Source organism: Paraburkholderia phenazinium (genome assembly GCF_900142845.1).
GTDB classification, from domain to species: domain Bacteria; phylum Pseudomonadota; class Gammaproteobacteria; order Burkholderiales; family Burkholderiaceae; genus Paraburkholderia; species Paraburkholderia phenazinium_A.
Window position 1 is genome coordinate 1,795,873 of sequence record NZ_FSRU01000001.1, and the last position, 17,873, is coordinate 1,813,745.

Here is a 17,873-nt window from a genome sequence, read left to right on the forward strand (position 1 = left end):
CCGCGCGCCCCCACCGTTCACACGCTCAATGCGCCCCGGCCGCATCCGCTCCGCCGCCGCCCTTGGAGGGCCGCGTGATCCAGATCAGCGGAATGATCAGGATAAAGATGATCGCCGAGATGAAGAAGATGTCGTTCAGCCCCATCATCGCGGCCTGCGTGTTGACCGTGAAGTCGAACAGCGCATTGGCGGACTGGTTGTTCATATGCAGCAACGACTGGGTCGAATCGATCTGCTGGTTAAACAGCGGATTGTCGATCGAGGCGCGTTCGGTCAGCCGTGCGTGGTGCAGCACGGTGCGGTTATTCCACTCGTTGCCGGCAATCGATGTGCCCACCGCGCCGCAAAACACCCGCGCGAAATTCGACAGGCCCGCGGCCGCCGGGATTTTATTCGGCGGCTGCCCGGACAGGATGATCGCCGTCAGCGGCACGAAGAACAGCGCCATCGGAATGCCCTGCAGCAGCGTGGGCAGCACCAGATGCCACGTGTCGATTTCAATCACGTATTTGGAGCGCATGTAAAACACGATCGCAAAGCCGACAAAGGCCAGCGTGGCGATGACGCGCGCATCGGAGCGCGGCAGCACGCGGCCCATCACCGGCGCGAGCAGCACCGCGAAGATGCCGAGCGGCGCGGTCACGAGGCCGGCGTCGACGGAGCGGTAATTGAGGTATTCCTGCATCCATTGCGGTAGCAGCACAAGATTGCCGAAGAACACGCCGTAGGCCACCGAAATGGCAATCGTGCCGCCCAGGAAGTTACGCTGCGTGAACAGCCGCAGATCGACGATGGGGTTGTCCTCGGTCAGCTCCCAGACGAGGAAGAACGCGAAGCTGATGATCGCCGTGATACCGAGGATGACGATCACCGGCGACGAGAACCAGTCGAGGTCCTTGCCCTTGTCGAGCATCACCTGCAGCGAGGCAACCCAGGTGATCAGCAGACCGAGCCCCACTACATCGATAGGCGGCTTGCGGGTGGCCGTTTCGCGGGTACGGTAGATCATCCACGTGACCCCGGCCGCGAAAATACCCACCGGGATATTGATGTAGAAGATCCACGACCAGCTATAGCTATCGGTGATCCAGCCGCCCAGCGCCGGTCCGGCAATCGGGCCGACGGTGGCGGTCATGGCCCATAGCGCGAGCGCCGTCGAGGACTTCTCCTTCGGATACGAGCCGAGCAGAATGGCTTGCGAGAGCGGGATCAGCGGGCCGGCCACCGCGCCTTGCAGCACCCGTGCAACCAGCAGGATGGGCAGCGTCGGCGCGATGCCGCACAGCCATGAGGACAGCACGAACATCAGGATGGCGCCGACGAACAGCTTGACCTGACCGATGCGCTGCGTGAGCCAGCCGGTCAGCGGAATCGAGACGGCGTTGGCGGCGGCGAACACGGTGATCACCCAGGTGCCTTCGTCCACCGATACGCCGAGATTGCCCGAGATGGTCGGAATCGCGACGTTCGCGATCGACGTGTCCAGCACGTTCATGAAGGTGGCGAGCGCAACGGCGATCGTCGCGAGGACGAGTTGCCCGCCCTTGAGCGGCGGCGGTGGCGGCGGGGGCGATGCGGGCGCAGGGGTGGGCTGGCTCAATCGTTTCTCCGGAGCAAAAAATAATCGGGGATGATGCCGCGCCGGGGCGAATGCCCTGCGGCGTGTCTGGGCGTGCAAGTTGCAAGCGGCCCACAGGCCGTGCGCGCAAGGCAGCGGGAGCGAAGGCGCAAGACGGCGGTGGAACGGCTGCTAAAAGCATACCTGCATTCCCGCAGAAGGGTCATTGGCGCGGGCAGGCGCTAGCCGGGCAAAGGCGGCAAAAAGATAAGTGAAAGCGTATGCTCGCGGCTGTGAGCTGCGCGTCGAAGCATCGCGGTGCCTTCGCTGCGCGGGCAAAAAGCGAAACAGAAGCGGATACAGATCCGGAATCGGAAGGGAGAGGAATCGCAATGGCCTGGGAACAATTCGAACATGGCTGGCGCCGCGCGCCGCTTGGTGCGCCGCACGATGCGCCGGCTCGCGCGCTGGTGATCCTGCTGCATGGCGTCGGTAGCAATGCGCAAGACCTGCTGCCGCTCGCCGATGCCTGGAGCAACACGCTGCCCGAGGTCGCCTTTGCGTCGCTCGACGGCAGCGAGCGTTTCGACGGTGGCTTCGGCGGCCGGCAATGGTTCAGCCTGCGCGACGTGAACGAGGCTAATCGCATCGGCCGCGTCGCCGACGCCTATCCCGCGCTGCGCCGCATGCTGGACGCCGAGCTGGCGCATTGGCAGCTTCCTTTCGGTAAGCTTGCGCTGGTGGGCTTTTCGCAAGGCTCGATGATGGCGCTCCATCACGCCGCCACGAGCGACGACGCGCCGGCGGCGGTCGTGGCGTATTCGGGCCGGCTCGCGTCGCCCATCACCACCCGGGCCCGCACGCCCTTGACGCTGGTGCATGGCGTCGAAGACCCGGTGATTCCGGTGCTCGAACTCGAGCGCGCGGCCAATGCGTTTAGCGACGCGGGCTTCGCAGTGGGTGCGTTTGCATTGCCTGGTATTGGTCATACGATTTCAGGCGACGGCGTCGTGCTGGGACGCGATGCGCTGGTGCGCGCACTGGGCACGCCGCGCGCCTGAAAAATGCGGAAATAAATCAAGTCGGCCTAAAGAATTTGATCTGCTTGCCGTTAATGGTTCATTAGCGTGAAAATCACGCGCGCCGCAATGATGTCTTGCCATGCCCCCAGGGGAGGCGGGATGTCAGCGGTACGGGGAATCACCGCAACGCCCCAAAAGGGCGATAACGACATACGCAGAGCCTATCTATGGCCAGACCGAAGCCGCACCATCCGTTGTTCAGGGGTCTGTTCCGTCACACGGTGGCGGTCGACCTTGGCACGGCCAATACGCTGATCTACACCGACGACGGCGGCATCGTGCTGAATCAGCCGTCCGTGGTGTGTTTTCAGAAGCATCAGCAGGCGGGGCAGAAGCGAGTGGCGGCGGTCGGCAGCGAGGCCAAGCAACTGCTCGGCCGGGCGCCCAACAATCTTGAGACGGTACGACCCATGCGGCATGGCGTGATCGCCAATTTTTCCGCCGCGGAACACATGATCCGGCAGTTCGTCGATATGGCGCGGCCGCGGCCGTTTTTCGGCCGCCGGGCGGCGTTCACGATCTGCGTGCCGGCCGGGGCGACCCAGGTCGAACGCCGCGCCATCAAGGAAGCCGCAGTGGCCGCGGGCGCATGGAAGGTGAGCCTGATCGGCGAGTCGCTGGCATCGGCGGTGGGTGCGGGTTTGCCGGTTTCGTCGGCCACCGGCTCGATGGTGGTCGATATTGGCGGCGGCACGACGGAAGTCGGCGTGATCGCCTTGGGCGGCATGGCCTATAACGGCTCGATTCGGGTCGGCGGCGACCAGTTCGACTCGGCCATCGTCAACTATGTCCGTAATGTGTACGGCGTGCTGCTCGGCGAGCAAACCGCCGAACACGTCAAAAAGACCATCGGTTCGGCGATGCGCGACGTGCCGCTGGAGCGCATGAATGCGACTGGCCGCAGCGTCGACGACGGGCTGCCGCGCACGGTCGAGATCAACAATCACGATATCGCCGATGCGATCGACGGGCCGCTGCGGCACGTGATCGGCGCGGTGAAGACGGCGCTCGAAAGCGCGCCGGCCGAACTGGTGACGGATATCGCCAACACGGGGATCGTGCTGACCGGCGGCGGCGCGCTGCTCGCCAACCTCGGCCGGCGTCTGACCGCTGAGCTCGGCCTCGCGGTGCGCATCGCGGACGAGCCGCTCACCTGCGCGGTGCGCGGTGCGGGCGCGGCAGCGGAAGCCGGCTTGCTGGACGATCTCGTGTACGAATAACCCGCACGGCGCCGGCGGTATTTGCACGTCAGGCGTGCGGGCGTCATGACTGTGTGACAATACTGCCTTGTTTCGCCGACCCTGCGGCCTGAACGGTCCCGCAGGCGCAATCCGTTCCACTCCACTTTTGAAAAACCAGCACGCCCGACGGGCGCTCGCTGCGTTGTCCCCGAATCGACCCGTGACTCATCCTGATCCCGTTTCATCCCCATCGTTTATCGAATTATCGAGCGGCTTGCGCATGCCTTATGTTGTCGAAGGCGAGGGCGAACTGCTGCTGTTCGTGCATGGTTCGTTGTGCGATTACCGCTACTGGCAACCGCAACTCGCGGGGATGGCGAAGCATTATCGCTGCGTCGCCGTGAGCCTCACGCATTACTGGCCGGTGACCGATACGCCGCCCGACATGCCGTTTAGCTGGAGCGACCACGCCGACGAAGTGGCCGAATTCATCGAGCGCCTGGGCGAAGGGCCGGCCCACGTCGTGGGTCATTCGCGCGGTGGCTGCGTGGCGTATTACTTTGCGCAGCGCCATCCGCAGCATGTGCGTACCTTGACGCTCGCCGACCCGGGCGGGCCTTTGCAGATCGCCGGCAGGCCGGCTGCCCGCTTGCCGGAAACGGTCAACACGCTGCGTGCACGCGCCGCGCAACTGATCGAAGAGGGGCAGGTGGATGCGGGCTTGCAACTGTTCGTGGATTCGGTGAGCCGTCCGGGGTTCTGGGCCAGAAGCACCGAGTCGTTCCGCACGATGGCGACCGACAACGCCCACACGCTGGCGCGTCAATTCCGCGATCCGCTGCCGGCCTATGCGCCGGAAGAGGCCGCGCAAGTGCGCTGCCCGGTCTTGCTGATCGACGGCGAAAAGAGTCCCGACATGTTCCGGCGCACCGCGACGGCGCTCGCCTCGTGGCTGCCGGATGCGCGGCGCGAGACGGTGCGCGGCGCATCGCATGGGATGAATCTGGCGCACCCCGCGGCGTTCAATCGCTATATCGACGAATTTATTCGCGGCGTGGGCGCGGCCGATCAGGGCTGATTCGAGGACTGATCCGGCGTGACGCGCCTGCTTACCGCCGCAGGCCACGCCTGCCCTCCAACGGGGGCGCGGCGTGGCTGCGGTCTGGCTGTTAAGCCTTGCGATGCGCGTCGGCGTCGAGCGCGAGTTCGGCGGCTTCGCCGACGAGGCCGTGATAGTACAGATGCACGCCGATCGCGAGCGAGTCGTTGCGGATTTCCTGGAAGGCCTTCCATGCCTTCACCGGTTCCTTGAATATGAGGTAGTGCGCTTCATTGGCGACCAGTCCGGCGACTTTGTGCAGGCCACTGCCGTGCAGCTTGGCGACGAGTGCATCGAGGCTGCTGTGCGTGCGCGCGTCGGTACGCGGATACAACATGTGCAGCACAGCGACGTTTTGCGTCTTCAGTGCCGCCGACAACGCCACCACGATGTCCTGATGGTTCAGTGCGGTGACGATGCTGTCTTCGGTGTGGTTGAGGTCCGGAAACAGCGTTTCGAGCGAGGCGTTCATCTGATGGTCCTGTTCTTCTGACTGGATAAAAAGGCCCGCCGCGAACGGCGGGCCAAAGACAGCGATGTGTTTTGCAGGGGAAGCATCACACGCAACGAGTATCTCAGAGGACGCGCACTCGTGCTGCATGCCCGTTGCAAAACATTGTTGCGTTCTCAACGTTGTCTTTCAGTTGGCTGGCTGATTTTATCTGACCAATATTCATGAGCCGTGCAATGGTTTCAGCGCAATTTATAGTGAATGTTGCTGAGGTCGAGATGGATTGTTGCGGTCAATCGCCGCAATGAATTGACTCTGTAGCCGTAAAATGCAAAGCCTGAGCCGGAGCATGGCGAGCAACGACAGCACCCGTAGTCCGGCACGTGTGCGATGTGATAGCAAAAGGAAAGCGTAGATGAACGACTCTAAGACACACGCAACGCTGAAGTTTTCTGACAGCGACCAGACCATCGATCTGCCGATTTACAAGGGCACGCTTGGCCCCGACGTGATCGACATCCGCAAGCTGTACGGCCAGACCGGCAGGTTCACGTACGACCCGGGCTTTATGTCGACGGCGGCGTGTAACTCGGCCATTACCTATATCGACGGTGACAAGGGCGAGCTGCTGTACCGCGGTTATCCGATCGACAATCTCGCGCAGAATGCCGACTTCCTCGAATCCTGCTATTTGCTGCTGAAGGGCGAACTGCCCAACGCGAAGCAAAAGGAAGAGTTCGTCGCCTCGGTCAAACAGCACACGATGGTGCATGAGCAGATGCACTTCTTCTTCCGCGGCTTCCGTCGCGACGCGCACCCGATGGCGATTCTGGTGGCTGCAGTCGGCGCGCTGTCGGCGTTCTATCACGACTCGCTCGACATCACGAACGCACAGCACCGCGAGATCTCGGCGACACGCATGATCGCGAAGCTGCCGACGCTGGTGGCGATGGCGTACAAGTACAGCATCGGCCAGCCGTTCGTCTATCCGAAGAACGAACTGTCGTATAGCGCGAACTTCATGCACATGATGTTCTCGAACCCGTGCGAAGAATACAAGGTCAACGACGTGCTGGTGCGCGCACTCGACCGTATCCTGATCCTGCACGCGGACCACGAACAGAACGCGTCGACTTCGACGGTGCGTCTGGCCGGCTCGTCGGGTGCGAATCCGTTTGCATGTATCGCAGCCGGTATCGCCTGCCTGTGGGGCCCGGCGCATGGTGGCGCGAACGAAGCAGCACTGAACATGCTGGAAGAGATCGGCTCGGTCGACAACATCCCTGAGTTCATCCAGCAGGTGAAGGACAAGAACTCGGGCGTGAAGCTGATGGGCTTCGGTCACCGCGTCTACAAGAACTACGATCCGCGTGCGAAGCTGATGCGCGAAACCTGCCACGAAGTGCTGGAAGAGCTCGGTCTGCATGACGACCCGCTGTTCAAGCTGGCCATGGCGCTGGAAAAGATCGCGCTGGAAGACGAGTACTTCGTGTCGCGCAAGCTGTACCCGAACGTCGACTTCTACTCGGGCATCGTGCAGCGCGCGCTGGGCATCCCGACCTCGATGTTCACGTGCATCTTTGCGATGGCGCGTACGGTGGGCTGGATTGCACAGTGGAACGAAATGATTGCCGATCCGGAACAGAAGATTGGCCGTCCGCGTCAGCTGTTCGTTGGCGATACTGCACGCGAGGCGAAGCCGATTGCGCAACGCTGATTGATTGATCGGTGGGTGTTGCACGGGCTTGAGCGTGATTCAAGCACACGCACACGCGCAAGCAAGCGGGCGCTGCTTCCGGAATGGAGCCGCGCCCGCGGTCCGTTTACGGAATGCTACGAGGGATCCAACCCGCGCCGCATGCCGGATCAAAACTGCATGACGCGTGCCAATTGCCCCCACACAACGGCACGGGCGACTGCCGTAGCGTTTTGTTACGCCTTCAACGTGGCCCGCTTGCGCAAATCCACCACACTCCTGTGTTAAGTTCGTTCGGCGGGCGCAGACCCTCTACAATCGGAACGAAGCCCATAGCACAGGAGCAAGCTGATGCAGGATCCAGAAGCACTCGGCGGACTGACGCACTCAGGCGGTGCGGACCGCGCGGAACATGAACCGGACACGGCGTTCATCCCACCAGAAAACCTCAACGTCGCCAGCGCCAACCAGTATGTGTTGAAGTCGGGCGATACGTTTATCGTCAACGACGCGCTGGGCGACATCACCGGTCACGACGACGGCCTGTTCGTCAACGACACGCGCGTGTTGTCGCAACTGCGCCTGACCTTCGGCGGTCGCGCGCCGTCGCTGCTGTCGGGCAGCGTCAGCAGCGACAATGCGGCATTTACGGCGCATCTGACCAACCGTCCGTTGCCGCCGCTCGGCGGCGACAGCACGCCGGAGGGCGTGATCCACGTCGAGCGCGTGCGCGTGTTGTCGGGCACCGTGCTCAACGAAGCCATCGAGCTGACCAACTACGGTACGAAAGATGCGGTCGTGCCGCTTTCCATTTCTTTCGCCAGCGACTTCAGCGACATGTTTGAAGTGCGCGGCCTGAAACGCGACAAGAAGGGCAATGTCGAACCGGCGCGTGTCGAGAATGGCGAAGTGCTGCTCGGCTACGTGGGGCTCGATAACGTCGAACGTGACGTGCAGATTGCCTTTTCGCCGACGCCGGACAAGCTGTTCGCCAATCGCGCGGATTACACCGTGCAACTGCCGGCGCAAGCCTGCGTATCGATCTATCTCGCCGTCGCGGTGAAGCTGCGGGCCGACAAGCCGGTGGTCAGCGCGGGCGTGTCGGTGCCGGTCCACGCGCAGAGCGGGTCGCACGTGTCGCAGATCCATGCGGAGCGTCCGCGGGTCGGACGCGCGGCGGTGCGCGCAGCGCTGGTCGAGGCCCACCTTGTGATGCGCGAACGGCGCCGTGCTACCGCGCGGGTGCGTTCGAGCAATCCGCTCTTTAACGCATGGATCGACCGTTCGCTCGCCGATCTCGGCCTGCTGACCACCGATCTGGAGACCGGTCCTTATCCGTACGCCGGCATTCCCTGGTTTTCGACCCCGTTTGGCCGCGACGCGCTGATTACCTCATTGCAGACCTTGTGGCTGCAGCCGGGCCTCGCGCGCGGCGTGCTGCGTTTTCTTGCCGAGCATCAGGCGCTCGAGAACTCGGCCTTCCGCGACGCTGCGGTCGGCAAGATCATGCATGAAATGCGCAAGAGCGAAATGGCCGCCACCGGCGAAGTGCCGTTTGCGCTCTATTACGGCGGCGTCGACAGCACGCCCTTGTTTATCGTGCTGGCCGGCGCCTATGTGGCGCGTACCGGCGACGTGGACCTGATCGACGAGTTGTGGCCGGCGCTGCAACGCGCGGCGAACTGGGTCTCGGGTGTGTGCGACAAGAACCGCTTCGGCCTGCTCGACTATCAGCGCGAATCGGATGGCGGGCTGGCGAATCAGGGCTGGAAAGACAGTCACGATTCGGTCTTTCACGCCGACGGCCGCTTCCCGGATGGGCCGATCGCGCTGGTGGAAGTGCAGGCCTACGCGAGCGCCGCGTTCGACACCATGGCGCACTTCTCGACGCTGCGCGGCCTGTCCGAGGACGCTGCCGGATATAGCCGGCGCGCCAGGGCGATCCGCGAATGCGTCGAAGAGAAGTACTGGATGGAAGAGTCCGGCTTCTACGGCATCGCCCTCGACGGCCATGGCGAACTGTGCCGCGTGCTGGCCTCGAATGCCGGCCATCTGCTCGCCTTCGGCTTGCCGTCGCGCGAGCGCGGCGAAGCGGTCGTGCGCGGTCTGGAATCGACGCTGTTCCATACCGGCTGGGGCGTGCGCACGCTGGCGGCGGGCCAGGCGCGCTTCAATCCGATGGCGTATCACAACGGGTCCGTCTGGCCGCACGACAACGCGCTGTGCGCGCGAGGCGTGGCGCGCTACGGCGGCAAGGCAACCGCGGTGAAGTTGCTGCAGGCGCTGTTCCAGGCCGCGGTCAATTTCGACATGCGTCTGCCGGAGCTCTTCTGTGGCTTCCCGCGGCGGCGCGGCGAACCGCCGACGGCTTACCCGGTGGCCTGCCTGCCGCAGGCTTGGGCAGCGGGCTCGCCGTTCATGATGCTGGAAGCGTGCCTGGGCGTGACCGTCGACGCAGCGAAGCGCGAGGTGCTGATCGAACAGCCGATGCTGCCCGAAGGCATCGACTGGCTCGAAATCGGCGATATGCGCGTCGGCGATTCCACGGTGACGATCACTTTCCGGCGGGTCGCGGGCAAGGTGGTGGCGTCGGCCGAGCAGGGCGACGTGCGGGTCGTGGCCTTGCTGTAGAAGGGCGCGGCATGCGTGGTGCCGGGTGGTAACATTTGTTGTCAACTTACTTCCCGGTCCACCGCATGCCCGACAGTTTCGACCAGCTCGCCGCCCTGATCCGGGCGCGCTTCTCAGAACTGAGTCCGCAATTCCAGATGGGGGCCGCGTTCCTGCTGGATCATCCCGACGAAGTCGCGGTTTCCTCCATGCGCAAGGTCGCCGAACGGGCTCAGGTGCAACCGGCATCGCTGGTGCGGTTGTCGCAACAACTCGGTTTTCCCGGCTGGAACGAGTTGCGCAATCTGTTTGTGGCGCGCGTGCGCACGCGGCCGGAGCCGCTCGCGAGCCGCGCCCGGACGCTCGTCAAGGCCAATGCCAAAGACGCACTGGCGCACGATCTGCTGATCGCTCAACAACATAATCTCGATGTCACCGCGGCGCATAGCGCGCGGGCCGTCGTCGAAACGGCGCGGCTATTGCGCCGCGCACCGCATGTGCATGTGGCCGGTTTTCGCTCCTGCTATGCGGTGGCGTTCGGTCTGGTGTACGGCTACCGGTTGTTTCGTTCAACGGTGTCGCTGTTGACAGGCGAAGCCGGCACGCTGGAAATGCAACTGCGCACGATCGCACGCGATAGCGCCACCGTCGTCATCAGCTTCGCGCCTTATTCGGTGGAGGCGGCTCGCGTGGCCGAAGCGGCTCTGGAGAAGGGCAGCAAGCTCATCGCCATCACGGACAGTGCGGTGTCGCCGATTGCGTTGAATGCCGACAAGGTGCTGATCTTTTCACACGAAAGTCCTTCCTTCTTTCCTTCGCTAGTGGCGGCTACGGCGCTTGCGGAGTCGCTGGTGGCGCATCTGCTGGCGCTCGAAGGCGCCGATGCGGTCGAGCAACTCGAGATTGCCGAGCGGTCGATGCACGCGAAGGGTGTCTACGTGCCTTGAACGAGGCGTGCGCGGTGCGAGGTGCCGCGCACTTCGCAGACCGCGCAAGTGCCGCCACGCCGGGCGCAGCAATGGTGCGTCGCAACCTCAACCATGTTGAGTGATTCGCTTCATTCAGTGCATGCTCGCCTCGATTGACAACATATGTTGTTGAGAGGTATAAATTAGGATCGAATGTTGAATCGATGCCATGGTTGCTGACGGCATCCTTTCACTTTGCCGCACAGGCGAGTGGGCGATGGTTGCCATGCCGATGCGGCGCGACGATCAACAAGGTTTGAGCGAGGCATAACCGTCGATGCAGGAATGGACTCTTTCCCGTGTAACCGGCCGGCCGGATGACATCGGCTACCAGCTGGGCGAACTGGCGCGGCCGGTCATGGCGGCCTACATGGAGCAAAGCGCCGCCTGGCAACAGGTCAGCCGTTGGCGCGGCCACCGGTTCGTGGAGGCGCTGCGCCGCGCGGCGCAAGCGCATTTCCCCGCGCTGCTCGCCGAGCTGGAGGGCATGGCGGCGGGCCTTGGCTGGCCAGTGGAAGACGTGTTTCTGTGGAATTGCCGTGGCGAGCTGATCCATAACGCGCCGGACGGCTGCACGACACTGGCGGCCGTTTCCGGCAACGCGCGTTTCATCGCGCACAACGAGGATGGCGATCCGTACCTGCGCGAGCGGTGCTTCCTCGTGGACGTCCAGCCTGCCGGCAAGCCCGGCTTCGTGAGTTTCTACTATCCGGGCTCGTTGCCCGGCCATACTTTCGCCGCCAACCGCGCGGGCGTCGTGCAGGCCATCAACAATCTGCGCATCCGGACACCGGCTGCGGGCGTGCCGCGCATGATCCTCGCACGTGCCGTGCTCGATACGCGTTCGCTCGACGAAGCCGCCAGGCTGTTGAGCGATGCACCGCGAGCCAGTGGGTTTCATCACACGCTTGGCTGTGTGGGCGACGCGCGCCTGTTGAGTATCGAAGCCACTGTCCAGCGCTGTTCGGTCATGGCCGATACGCCGCGGTTCGGTCATGCGAATCACCTGATTCACGATGGCTGCGAGGGCGAAGCGCAAATCGTGACCGATTCTTCGCGCGACCGCCAGGCACGCGTCGACGCTTTGCTGCCGACGCTGCGCACGCCGCTTGCAGACGACGGGCTGCTACGCGTGCTGCGTGACCAGGCGCCCGCTGGCTTGCCCATTTACCGTGACGACCCGCGCGATCCCGACGACGAAAACACCTTGGCTACCGCGCTGTTTCGCATCGAAACGGACGGTGTTGCGATGCAGGTCTATCGGCAAGGGCACTGCGCCTTCGACACCTTCATTCCCCTGGCGGCGCGTTCGAATACCGCCTTCTGACCGCGATCACGCGATAAGGAATCCTATGTCCACCGTGTTTCACCGTGCCCCGAAACAAACGCTGCCGGTTGCCGTCGCGGGCGACGGCATCGAGATGATCGACTCCACCGGCAAGCGCTATATCGATGCATCCGGCGGGGCCGCCGTCTCGTGCCTCGGCCATAGCAACCAGCGCGTGATCGATGCGATCAAGCGCCAGTCCCAGCAATTGCCCTACGCGCACACCTCGTTCTTTACGACGCAAGCGGCCGAGGAACTCGCGGACCGGCTGGTGGCGAGCGCGCCGCAAGGTCTGGATCACGTGTATTTTGTGTCGGGCGGCTCGGAGGCGATCGAAGCGGCATTGAAGCTGGCACGCCAGTATTTCGTCGAGAAGGGCGAGCCGCAGCGCCGTCATTTCATCGCCCGTCGTCAGAGCTATCACGGCAATACACTGGGCGCGCTGGCGATTGGCGGTAATGCATGGCGCCGCGAGCCGTTCCTGCCGATCCTGATCGAAGCGCATCACGTGAGCCCGTGCTACGCATATCGCGAGCAACGTGCTGACGAAACCGAAGAAGTCTTTGCACAACGGCTTGCCGATGAGCTGGAACAGAAGATCCTCGAACTCGGCGCCGACACGGTGGCGGCCTTTGTCGCGGAGACGGTGGTCGGCGCAACCGCCGGCGCTGTACCACCGGTGCGCGAGTATTTTCGTAAGATTCGCGCGGTCTGCGACCGTTATGGTGTCCTGTTGATTCTCGATGAGATCATGTCGGGGATGGGACGTACCGGTTATCTGTACGCGTGTGAAGAGGACGGCGTGGCCCCCGATCTGCTGACCATCGCGAAAGGTCTTGGGGCTGGCTATCAGCCCATCGGCGCAACGCTGGTCAGCCGGCGCATTTACGACACGATCGTCGGCGGCTCGGGATTTTTCCAGCACGGCCATACGTATATCGGACATGCAACGGCATGCGCCGCCGCGCTCGAAGTGCAACGCGTGATCGCCGAAGACAAGCTGCTCGATAACGTTCAGGCGCGCGGCGAACAGTTGCGTGCGCAACTTCGCGAGCACTATGCGCAGCATCCGTATATCGGCGATGTGCGCGGGCGCGGCTTGTTTGTAGGCGTCGAGCTGGTTCAGGATCGCGCCACCAGGGTGCCCTTCGACGCGAAGCTCAAACTGCACGCGGCGATCAAGCGTGAGGCGTTTGCGCGCGGCCTGATGGTGTATCCGATGGGTGGAACCGTCGACGGTCAGCGCGGCGATCATGTGCTGCTTGCGCCGCCGTTTATCTGCACGGCGCAGGACATCGATCAGATTGTCAGCCGCCTCACCGACGCGATCGACGGTGCGCTGCTTGCCACCGGCGTACGCGCTGCCGCGTAGCCGGCGGCGGCTACTTCATCATTTGTGGGAGTTTTCATGACTGAGCGTTTGCCGCGTTTTGACGCATCGACTGCGACGCCCGAACAGAAGGCCGTCCTCGACGAGATCCTGTCCGGTCCGCGTGGCAACCTGAACGGGCCGTTCCTCGGCTGGATTCACAGTCCGGAGCTCGCGCAGCAGGCGCAACGGCTGGGTGCGTTTTGCCGCTACCGGACCGGCTTGCCTCTGCGCCTCTCGGAACTGGCGATCCTGGTGACGGCGGCGCGCTGGCAGGCTCAGGCTGAGTGGTATATCCACTATCCGATCGCACTCGAAGCGGGTGTTGTGCAGGCCGATGCCGAAGCGATCCGTTCAGGCCAGCAGCCGTCGTTCGCGGACCCCGACGACGCGCTGATCTATGCTTTTGCCAGCGAGCTGTACGACACGAAGCGCGTGTCCGATGCGACTTACGCGGCCGCGGTGGCGCGCTTTGGGCATGAGGTCACCATCAATCTGGTCGGCTTGCTCGGTTATTACGCGCTTGTGGCGATGACGTTGAATGTGTTCGGAATGCGGGCGGAAGGTCAGGTGACGTTGCCGTTTGCGCAGTGAGGGAGGGGGAGGCCGATACACGCTGTCCGACGCCGCCCCCAGGAAGCGCCTATCATGAAGTCCGGTCTACGCCCGCGCCTGTCGCGCTGCGTGGCACGCTCGACCTACGCCGATGCCGCAAGAACCTGGGCGCGACCGTTGCGGCAGGCGTCATGGTCGAATGCACAGCAGCGCCGGCAGGGCTACCCATTGGAGAGAACGATGAAGCGCAAGGCATCAGCGGTCTGGCAAGGCGGCCTGCAGGACGGTAAGGGCACGATTTCTACTGATAGCGGGGTTCTGAAGGACACCCAGTATTCGTTTGCAACGCGTTTCGAGGACGGTATCGGCACCAATCCGGAAGAGCTGATCGCGGCGGCGCATGCCGGGTGCTTCTCCATGGCGCTTTCGGCCGAACTCGGCAAGGTGGGCATCAAGCCCGAACGCATCGGCACCACGGCCACCCTGACGCTCGACAAGGCCGACGGCGGGTTCGCCATTACCGCCGTGCACCTCGACGTCAAGGTGAAAATTCCCGGCGGCGACCGGGCTGCGTTCGAAAAAGCCACGGCGGACGCGAAGGCGGGTTGCCCGGTTTCGAAAGTGCTAAAGGCCACCATCACCATGGATGCGACGCTCGAAACCTGAGCGGCATCCAGGCATCCTCCGAGCGAAGCATCGCTACGTCTGAGGCGGCCTTGCATTGCCGCCTCAGGCGAAAACAAAAATGGCCCGGATCGCCCCGGGCCATTCATCAAACAGCAACAACCTGCCGGTGGTTACATCGGCGGCGCGACGCCATCCTTTTCGACCACGACCCGCTGCGCCACAAACGCGCCCTGCGCCGCAGGCGTCGCCACCACGAATACCTTTTTGCCCGGCGTGAGGTCGGTGCGCGCTGCCGGCGTGAAGGTCACGATAGGCACATTCGCCGGTACCGTCACCACATTGTCGCCACCCTTGTACGACAGCTTCAGATCGCGGCCGCTGGTGCCCTCGACGACCGTGTCGACGTTCGCATTCGTCATCGAGCTATTCGGACCCAGGTCCCACGCATAGTGACCTTCGCCAGTGCCGCGCGCCGATTCGGGAAACACCACCACTTCGGTGGCGGTCAGCTTGCCGTCGGTGCCAGTGGTGGCCGCCGTGCCGATGAACGAGCCGGGCTTGATATCGGACAGTTGCATCGCCTTGACCGCCGAGATGCCGACGGTGGGCGCCACGTTGATCGCGACCGTGTCGCCGCTGCGGCGATGCACCTGCAGGACGTCGCCGTTGAGCGAGACGATCTCGCCGCGAATGCGCGAGGGTTTGACAGCCGGCGTCTGCGCCAGCGCGACGCCCGCGAAGGCGAGCGTAGCAAGCGTAACGCCGAGTTTCAGGCGGATAGACATGGAATCTCCGTGCAGTGTTGTCGGGTTGAAAATGGGGATGCTGCTCAGGAACCGCCGAACCAGTTGTAGCCCTGGTTCTCCCAGTAACCACCGGGGTAATCGTTCGTCACGGTAATCGCGACGATGTGTTTGGGATTCTTGTAGCCGAGCTTGGTGGGCATGCGCAGCTTCATCGGAAAGCCGTACTTCGGCGGCAGCACCTGGCCGTCGTAGGTCAGCGTGAGAAGCGTCTGCGCATGCAGCGCGGTGGGCATGTCGATGCTCGTCCAGTAGTTGTCCGCACAATGCAACGACACGTAGCGTGCCGTCGTATCCGCGCCGGCGCGCTTCAGGAAATCGGCAAAGCGCACGCCGCCCCAGCGGCCGATCGCGCTCCATCCTTCAATGCAGATATGGCGGGTGATCTGGTCCTGCTGCGGCAGCGCGCGCAGCTCGTCGAGCGTCCAGACACGTTTGCCATGCGCAAGACCGCCTACCTGAAGCCGGTACGAGGCCGGGTCGACTTCCGGCACGTCGTCGATATCGTAGAACGCGTTAAACGGAAACGGCCGCGTGATCATCGACTCGGGATAGGTCGGCGCCATCTTGTGCGGATCGAACAGCAGGGCCTGTACGTCGTCGTTGAAGAACGAGATCCTGCGCAGCATCGTGTTGACCGATTTGTCGTTGCTCAGATCGCAGCCGGACAACATCGCCAGGCCGCCGAGCGAGAGAATCCGCTTGCCGAGCAGACGGCGCGCGGGATTTTTCAATTCCCGCTGGGCATCCTTGATGATGGCGTCGGCGTGTGACGATAGCGTCGTGCCGGGTTCGCCGCTGCGTTTGCGAGTTACCATGTCTACCGTCCTCGAAGCATCAGAAGCAGGGAGCGCGGCACCAGCGCGACCATCGCGACATGCACGAAGAAGAAGGCCACCAGCACGCTCATGCAGACGAAGTGCACGACACGCGCGTTGTCATAGCCGCCCATCAAGGTGCGCAGCAGCGGAAACTGCACCGACTTCCACACGGCCAGCCCGGAAAGCACCAGCAGCACGATGTCGACGATAACGGTCAGATAGGCCAGCTTCTGGATGGCGTTGTAGCGGCTCAGGTCGCCGTGCGTGAGGCGGCCGCGCAGGGCGGCGAGCGTATCGGCGGCAAGCGACCTGGCACTGAGCGGCAGCAGCTTGCGGCGCAGCCGTCCTGAAGCGAGATTGAGCCCAAGGTAGACGAGGAAATTCGCCACCAGCAGCCACATGACCGCGAAGTGCCACAGCAAGGCGCCGCCGAGCCAACCGCCCAAGGTGACGGCGGCCGGAAACTGCAGGGCCGGAAAAATGGGCGAGGCGTCGTAGATCTGCCAGCCGCTCATTGCCATCAGGACGACAGCGAGCGCATTAATCCAGTGTGTGACGCGAACCCAGACAGGTTGAATCGTGGTGTGACTCACAGCGATCTCATCGTTGGTGGCAATTCACGCGGGCCAGGGCGATCAGGCGCGAGCCGTGGTTCGCGAGCCTGAGCAGCAGCCATGCATGCGCCGCGGCGAGCACGGCATGAGAGGGTGAACACCGTCTTTCCGGCGTTATTCCGCGGCGGCGAAAAAAAGATTTATTACCGAATGTTTGCGGCGGAGGAGGTGGGGATGGGCGGGCGTGAGACGGGGGATGCGCGAAAGCGGGATGACGCTCAAGCCTGGCAGCGCTCTATTGCGCGCCGCCACCTGGCTTATCGTGCGTCCTGCTGGGCCATGCGAATCAGCGCCGACCGGTTGCCGACGCCGAGCTTCTGAAAGCTGCGGTCCACATGCGTGCGCACGGTGGTGTACGAGATGCCGAGCCGCTCAGCGATCTGCTTGTCGAGGAGTCCTTCCATGATGAGCGACACGACTTCCCGTTCGCGCGCCGTCAGCGACTTGAGCACACGCTCTGAAATCAGGCGCGTATGCGGCGTTCCCGCTTCGGTCATGCCGGCGGTTCTGCGGGCGCGGGCGAGTCCCGACGTGAAGGCCGGGCGAATCAGTTCGGCGAGGGCGAGGTCATGGTCCGAGAAATTGTCCCGCTGCTTGCCGCGCCAGATGCGCAGGTCGCCGATGTTCGTCTCGCCGGACCACGCAAAGACGTCCATGCCCCAATGCAGGCCGTCGCGGCGCAGAAAGTCGTTGAACAGTTCGGTGCGCACGAGTTCGGCCTGGGGAAGGACGTCCGTCACGCGAACTGCTTGCCGGCAGTTCTGCAGCAACGGTGTGACCGTGTCGTGGTACTGGTAATACTGTTCGTACTCGGCGAGGTTGTCGTCCGACATATTGAGCGCGACCCGATTCACAAACGCCTTCTTCGTCGCATCCCACACGTACGAGCCCAGATAATCCGCGCGCAGCAGATCCAGCATCCTTACGCCGATTTCCCGGCGCATCAGGTCCTCGGGTAAGGCATCGGCCAGCACGGCGAAGATGTCAGAGACCAGCGCAGTCTCACGGTTCGTCAAATACATGGTGTTCCGGACTGCCTGCGAGTAAGTTTTGCTCCTTCGGCCAGGGGCCTCAGGTCTGTAAGAAAGTGTTACCGGCGAGCTTACACGGCC

Annotated in this window: 16 protein-coding genes; 10 read left to right on the plus strand and 6 right to left on the minus strand. The window is 63.4% G+C overall.

Translation table 11 applies throughout. The features are described 5' to 3' along the window. Window positions 1-25: 25 nt before the first annotated feature. Window positions 26-1,600, minus strand: a complete 1,575-nt coding sequence (locus tag BUS12_RS07895) for a DHA2 family efflux MFS transporter permease subunit (protein WP_074295181.1) — start codon at window positions 1,598-1,600, stop codon at window positions 26-28. Window positions 1,601-1,950: 350 nt separating this feature from the next. Between BUS12_RS07895 and BUS12_RS07900 the strand changes: the two genes are divergently transcribed. The 3 genes from BUS12_RS07900 (at window position 1,951) to BUS12_RS07910 (ending at window position 4,899) form a co-directional block, all read left to right on the plus strand. Continuing rightward, on the plus strand, window positions 1,951-2,619 hold the full coding sequence (locus BUS12_RS07900) for an alpha/beta hydrolase (protein WP_074297247.1): 669 nt from the start codon (window positions 1,951-1,953) through the stop codon (window positions 2,617-2,619). Window positions 2,620-2,807: 188 nt separating this feature from the next. Then, complete coding sequence (locus BUS12_RS07905) at window positions 2,808-3,860, plus strand: rod shape-determining protein (protein WP_074295182.1); 1,053 nt, start codon at window positions 2,808-2,810, stop codon at window positions 3,858-3,860. A gap of 241 nt (window positions 3,861-4,101) precedes the next feature. Next, window positions 4,102-4,899, plus strand: a complete 798-nt coding sequence (locus tag BUS12_RS07910; RefSeq protein ID WP_074295183.1) for an alpha/beta fold hydrolase — start codon at window positions 4,102-4,104, stop codon at window positions 4,897-4,899. Between the two features lie 91 nt (window positions 4,900-4,990). Here the strand turns inward: BUS12_RS07910 and BUS12_RS07915 are convergent, their stop codons facing one another. Further along, window positions 4,991-5,392 (minus strand): hypothetical protein, encoded by a 402-nt coding sequence (locus BUS12_RS07915; protein ID WP_074295184.1) that lies wholly within the window; start codon window positions 5,390-5,392, stop codon window positions 4,991-4,993. 394 nt (window positions 5,393-5,786) lie between these two features. Here BUS12_RS07915 and gltA point away from each other — a divergent pair, with 394 nt between their 5' ends. The 7 genes from gltA (at window position 5,787) to BUS12_RS07950 (ending at window position 14,562) form a co-directional block, all read left to right on the plus strand. Then, window positions 5,787-7,088 (plus strand): citrate synthase, encoded by a 1,302-nt coding sequence (gene gltA / locus BUS12_RS07920; protein WP_074295185.1) that lies wholly within the window; start codon window positions 5,787-5,789, stop codon window positions 7,086-7,088. Between the two features lie 330 nt (window positions 7,089-7,418). Next, complete coding sequence (locus tag BUS12_RS07925) at window positions 7,419-9,698, plus strand: amylo-alpha-1,6-glucosidase (protein ID WP_074295186.1); 2,280 nt, start codon at window positions 7,419-7,421, stop codon at window positions 9,696-9,698. A gap of 65 nt (window positions 9,699-9,763) precedes the next feature. Beyond that, window positions 9,764-10,624: a MurR/RpiR family transcriptional regulator gene (locus BUS12_RS07930; protein WP_074295187.1), complete on the plus strand. Its 861-nt coding sequence runs from the start codon at window positions 9,764-9,766 to the stop codon at window positions 10,622-10,624. Window positions 10,625-10,922: 298 nt separating this feature from the next. Beyond that, the gene (locus tag BUS12_RS07935) at window positions 10,923-11,972 is read left to right on the plus strand and encodes a C45 family autoproteolytic acyltransferase/hydrolase (protein ID WP_074295188.1); all 1,050 of its coding nucleotides are present in this window, start codon (window positions 10,923-10,925) and stop codon (window positions 11,970-11,972) included. A 25-nt stretch (window positions 11,973-11,997) separates the two neighbouring features. Beyond that, on the plus strand, window positions 11,998-13,344 hold the full coding sequence (locus BUS12_RS07940; RefSeq protein WP_074295189.1) for an aspartate aminotransferase family protein: 1,347 nt from the start codon (window positions 11,998-12,000) through the stop codon (window positions 13,342-13,344). 36 nt (window positions 13,345-13,380) lie between these two features. Further along, a complete protein-coding gene (locus BUS12_RS07945; protein ID WP_074295190.1) occupies window positions 13,381-13,935 on the plus strand; it encodes a carboxymuconolactone decarboxylase family protein in 555 nt (184 codons plus the stop codon). A 201-nt stretch (window positions 13,936-14,136) separates the two neighbouring features. After that, a complete protein-coding gene (locus tag BUS12_RS07950; RefSeq protein WP_074295191.1) occupies window positions 14,137-14,562 on the plus strand; it encodes an OsmC family protein in 426 nt (141 codons plus the stop codon). 131 nt (window positions 14,563-14,693) lie between these two features. Here the strand turns inward: BUS12_RS07950 and BUS12_RS07955 are convergent, their stop codons facing one another. From BUS12_RS07955 to BUS12_RS39630, 4 genes are all read right to left on the minus strand, one after another. Then, window positions 14,694-15,308, minus strand: coding sequence for a hypothetical protein (locus tag BUS12_RS07955; protein ID WP_074295192.1), 615 nt, complete (start codon window positions 15,306-15,308; stop codon window positions 14,694-14,696). Between the two features lie 44 nt (window positions 15,309-15,352). Next, window positions 15,353-16,144, minus strand: coding sequence for a molybdopterin-dependent oxidoreductase (locus BUS12_RS07960; RefSeq protein WP_074295193.1), 792 nt, complete (start codon window positions 16,142-16,144; stop codon window positions 15,353-15,355). Window positions 16,145-16,146: 2 nt separating this feature from the next. Further along, complete coding sequence (locus tag BUS12_RS07965; RefSeq protein ID WP_074295194.1) at window positions 16,147-16,740, minus strand: cytochrome b/b6 domain-containing protein; 594 nt, start codon at window positions 16,738-16,740, stop codon at window positions 16,147-16,149. Between the two features lie 278 nt (window positions 16,741-17,018). Further along, the gene (locus BUS12_RS39630; RefSeq protein WP_074295195.1) at window positions 17,019-17,783 is read right to left on the minus strand and encodes a helix-turn-helix transcriptional regulator; all 765 of its coding nucleotides are present in this window, start codon (window positions 17,781-17,783) and stop codon (window positions 17,019-17,021) included. Window positions 17,784-17,873 lie beyond the last annotated feature (90 nt).

Coding starts and splice junctions, on each gene's coding strand:
- BUS12_RS07935 (WP_074295188.1), top strand. CDS start 10,923: ATGCAGGAATGGACTCTTTCCCGTGTAACCGGCCGGCCGGATGACATC.
- BUS12_RS07910 (WP_074295183.1), top strand. CDS start 4,102: ATGCCTTATGTTGTCGAAGGCGAGGGCGAACTGCTGCTGTTCGTGCAT.
- BUS12_RS07940 (WP_074295189.1), top strand. CDS start 11,998: ATGTCCACCGTGTTTCACCGTGCCCCGAAACAAACGCTGCCGGTTGCC.
- BUS12_RS39630 (WP_074295195.1), bottom strand. CDS start 17,783: ATGTATTTGACGAACCGTGAGACTGCGCTGGTCTCTGACATCTTCGCC.
- gltA (WP_074295185.1), top strand. CDS start 5,787: ATGAACGACTCTAAGACACACGCAACGCTGAAGTTTTCTGACAGCGAC.
- BUS12_RS07900 (WP_074297247.1), top strand. CDS start 1,951: ATGGCCTGGGAACAATTCGAACATGGCTGGCGCCGCGCGCCGCTTGGT.
- BUS12_RS07960 (WP_074295193.1), bottom strand. CDS start 16,144: ATGGTAACTCGCAAACGCAGCGGCGAACCCGGCACGACGCTATCGTCA.
- BUS12_RS07945 (WP_074295190.1), top strand. CDS start 13,381: ATGACTGAGCGTTTGCCGCGTTTTGACGCATCGACTGCGACGCCCGAA.
- BUS12_RS07955 (WP_074295192.1), bottom strand. CDS start 15,308: ATGTCTATCCGCCTGAAACTCGGCGTTACGCTTGCTACGCTCGCCTTC.
- BUS12_RS07925 (WP_074295186.1), top strand. CDS start 7,419: ATGCAGGATCCAGAAGCACTCGGCGGACTGACGCACTCAGGCGGTGCG.
- BUS12_RS07915 (WP_074295184.1), bottom strand. CDS start 5,392: ATGAACGCCTCGCTCGAAACGCTGTTTCCGGACCTCAACCACACCGAA.
- BUS12_RS07930 (WP_074295187.1), top strand. CDS start 9,764: ATGCCCGACAGTTTCGACCAGCTCGCCGCCCTGATCCGGGCGCGCTTC.
- BUS12_RS07905 (WP_074295182.1), top strand. CDS start 2,808: ATGGCCAGACCGAAGCCGCACCATCCGTTGTTCAGGGGTCTGTTCCGT.
- BUS12_RS07950 (WP_074295191.1), top strand. CDS start 14,137: ATGAAGCGCAAGGCATCAGCGGTCTGGCAAGGCGGCCTGCAGGACGGT.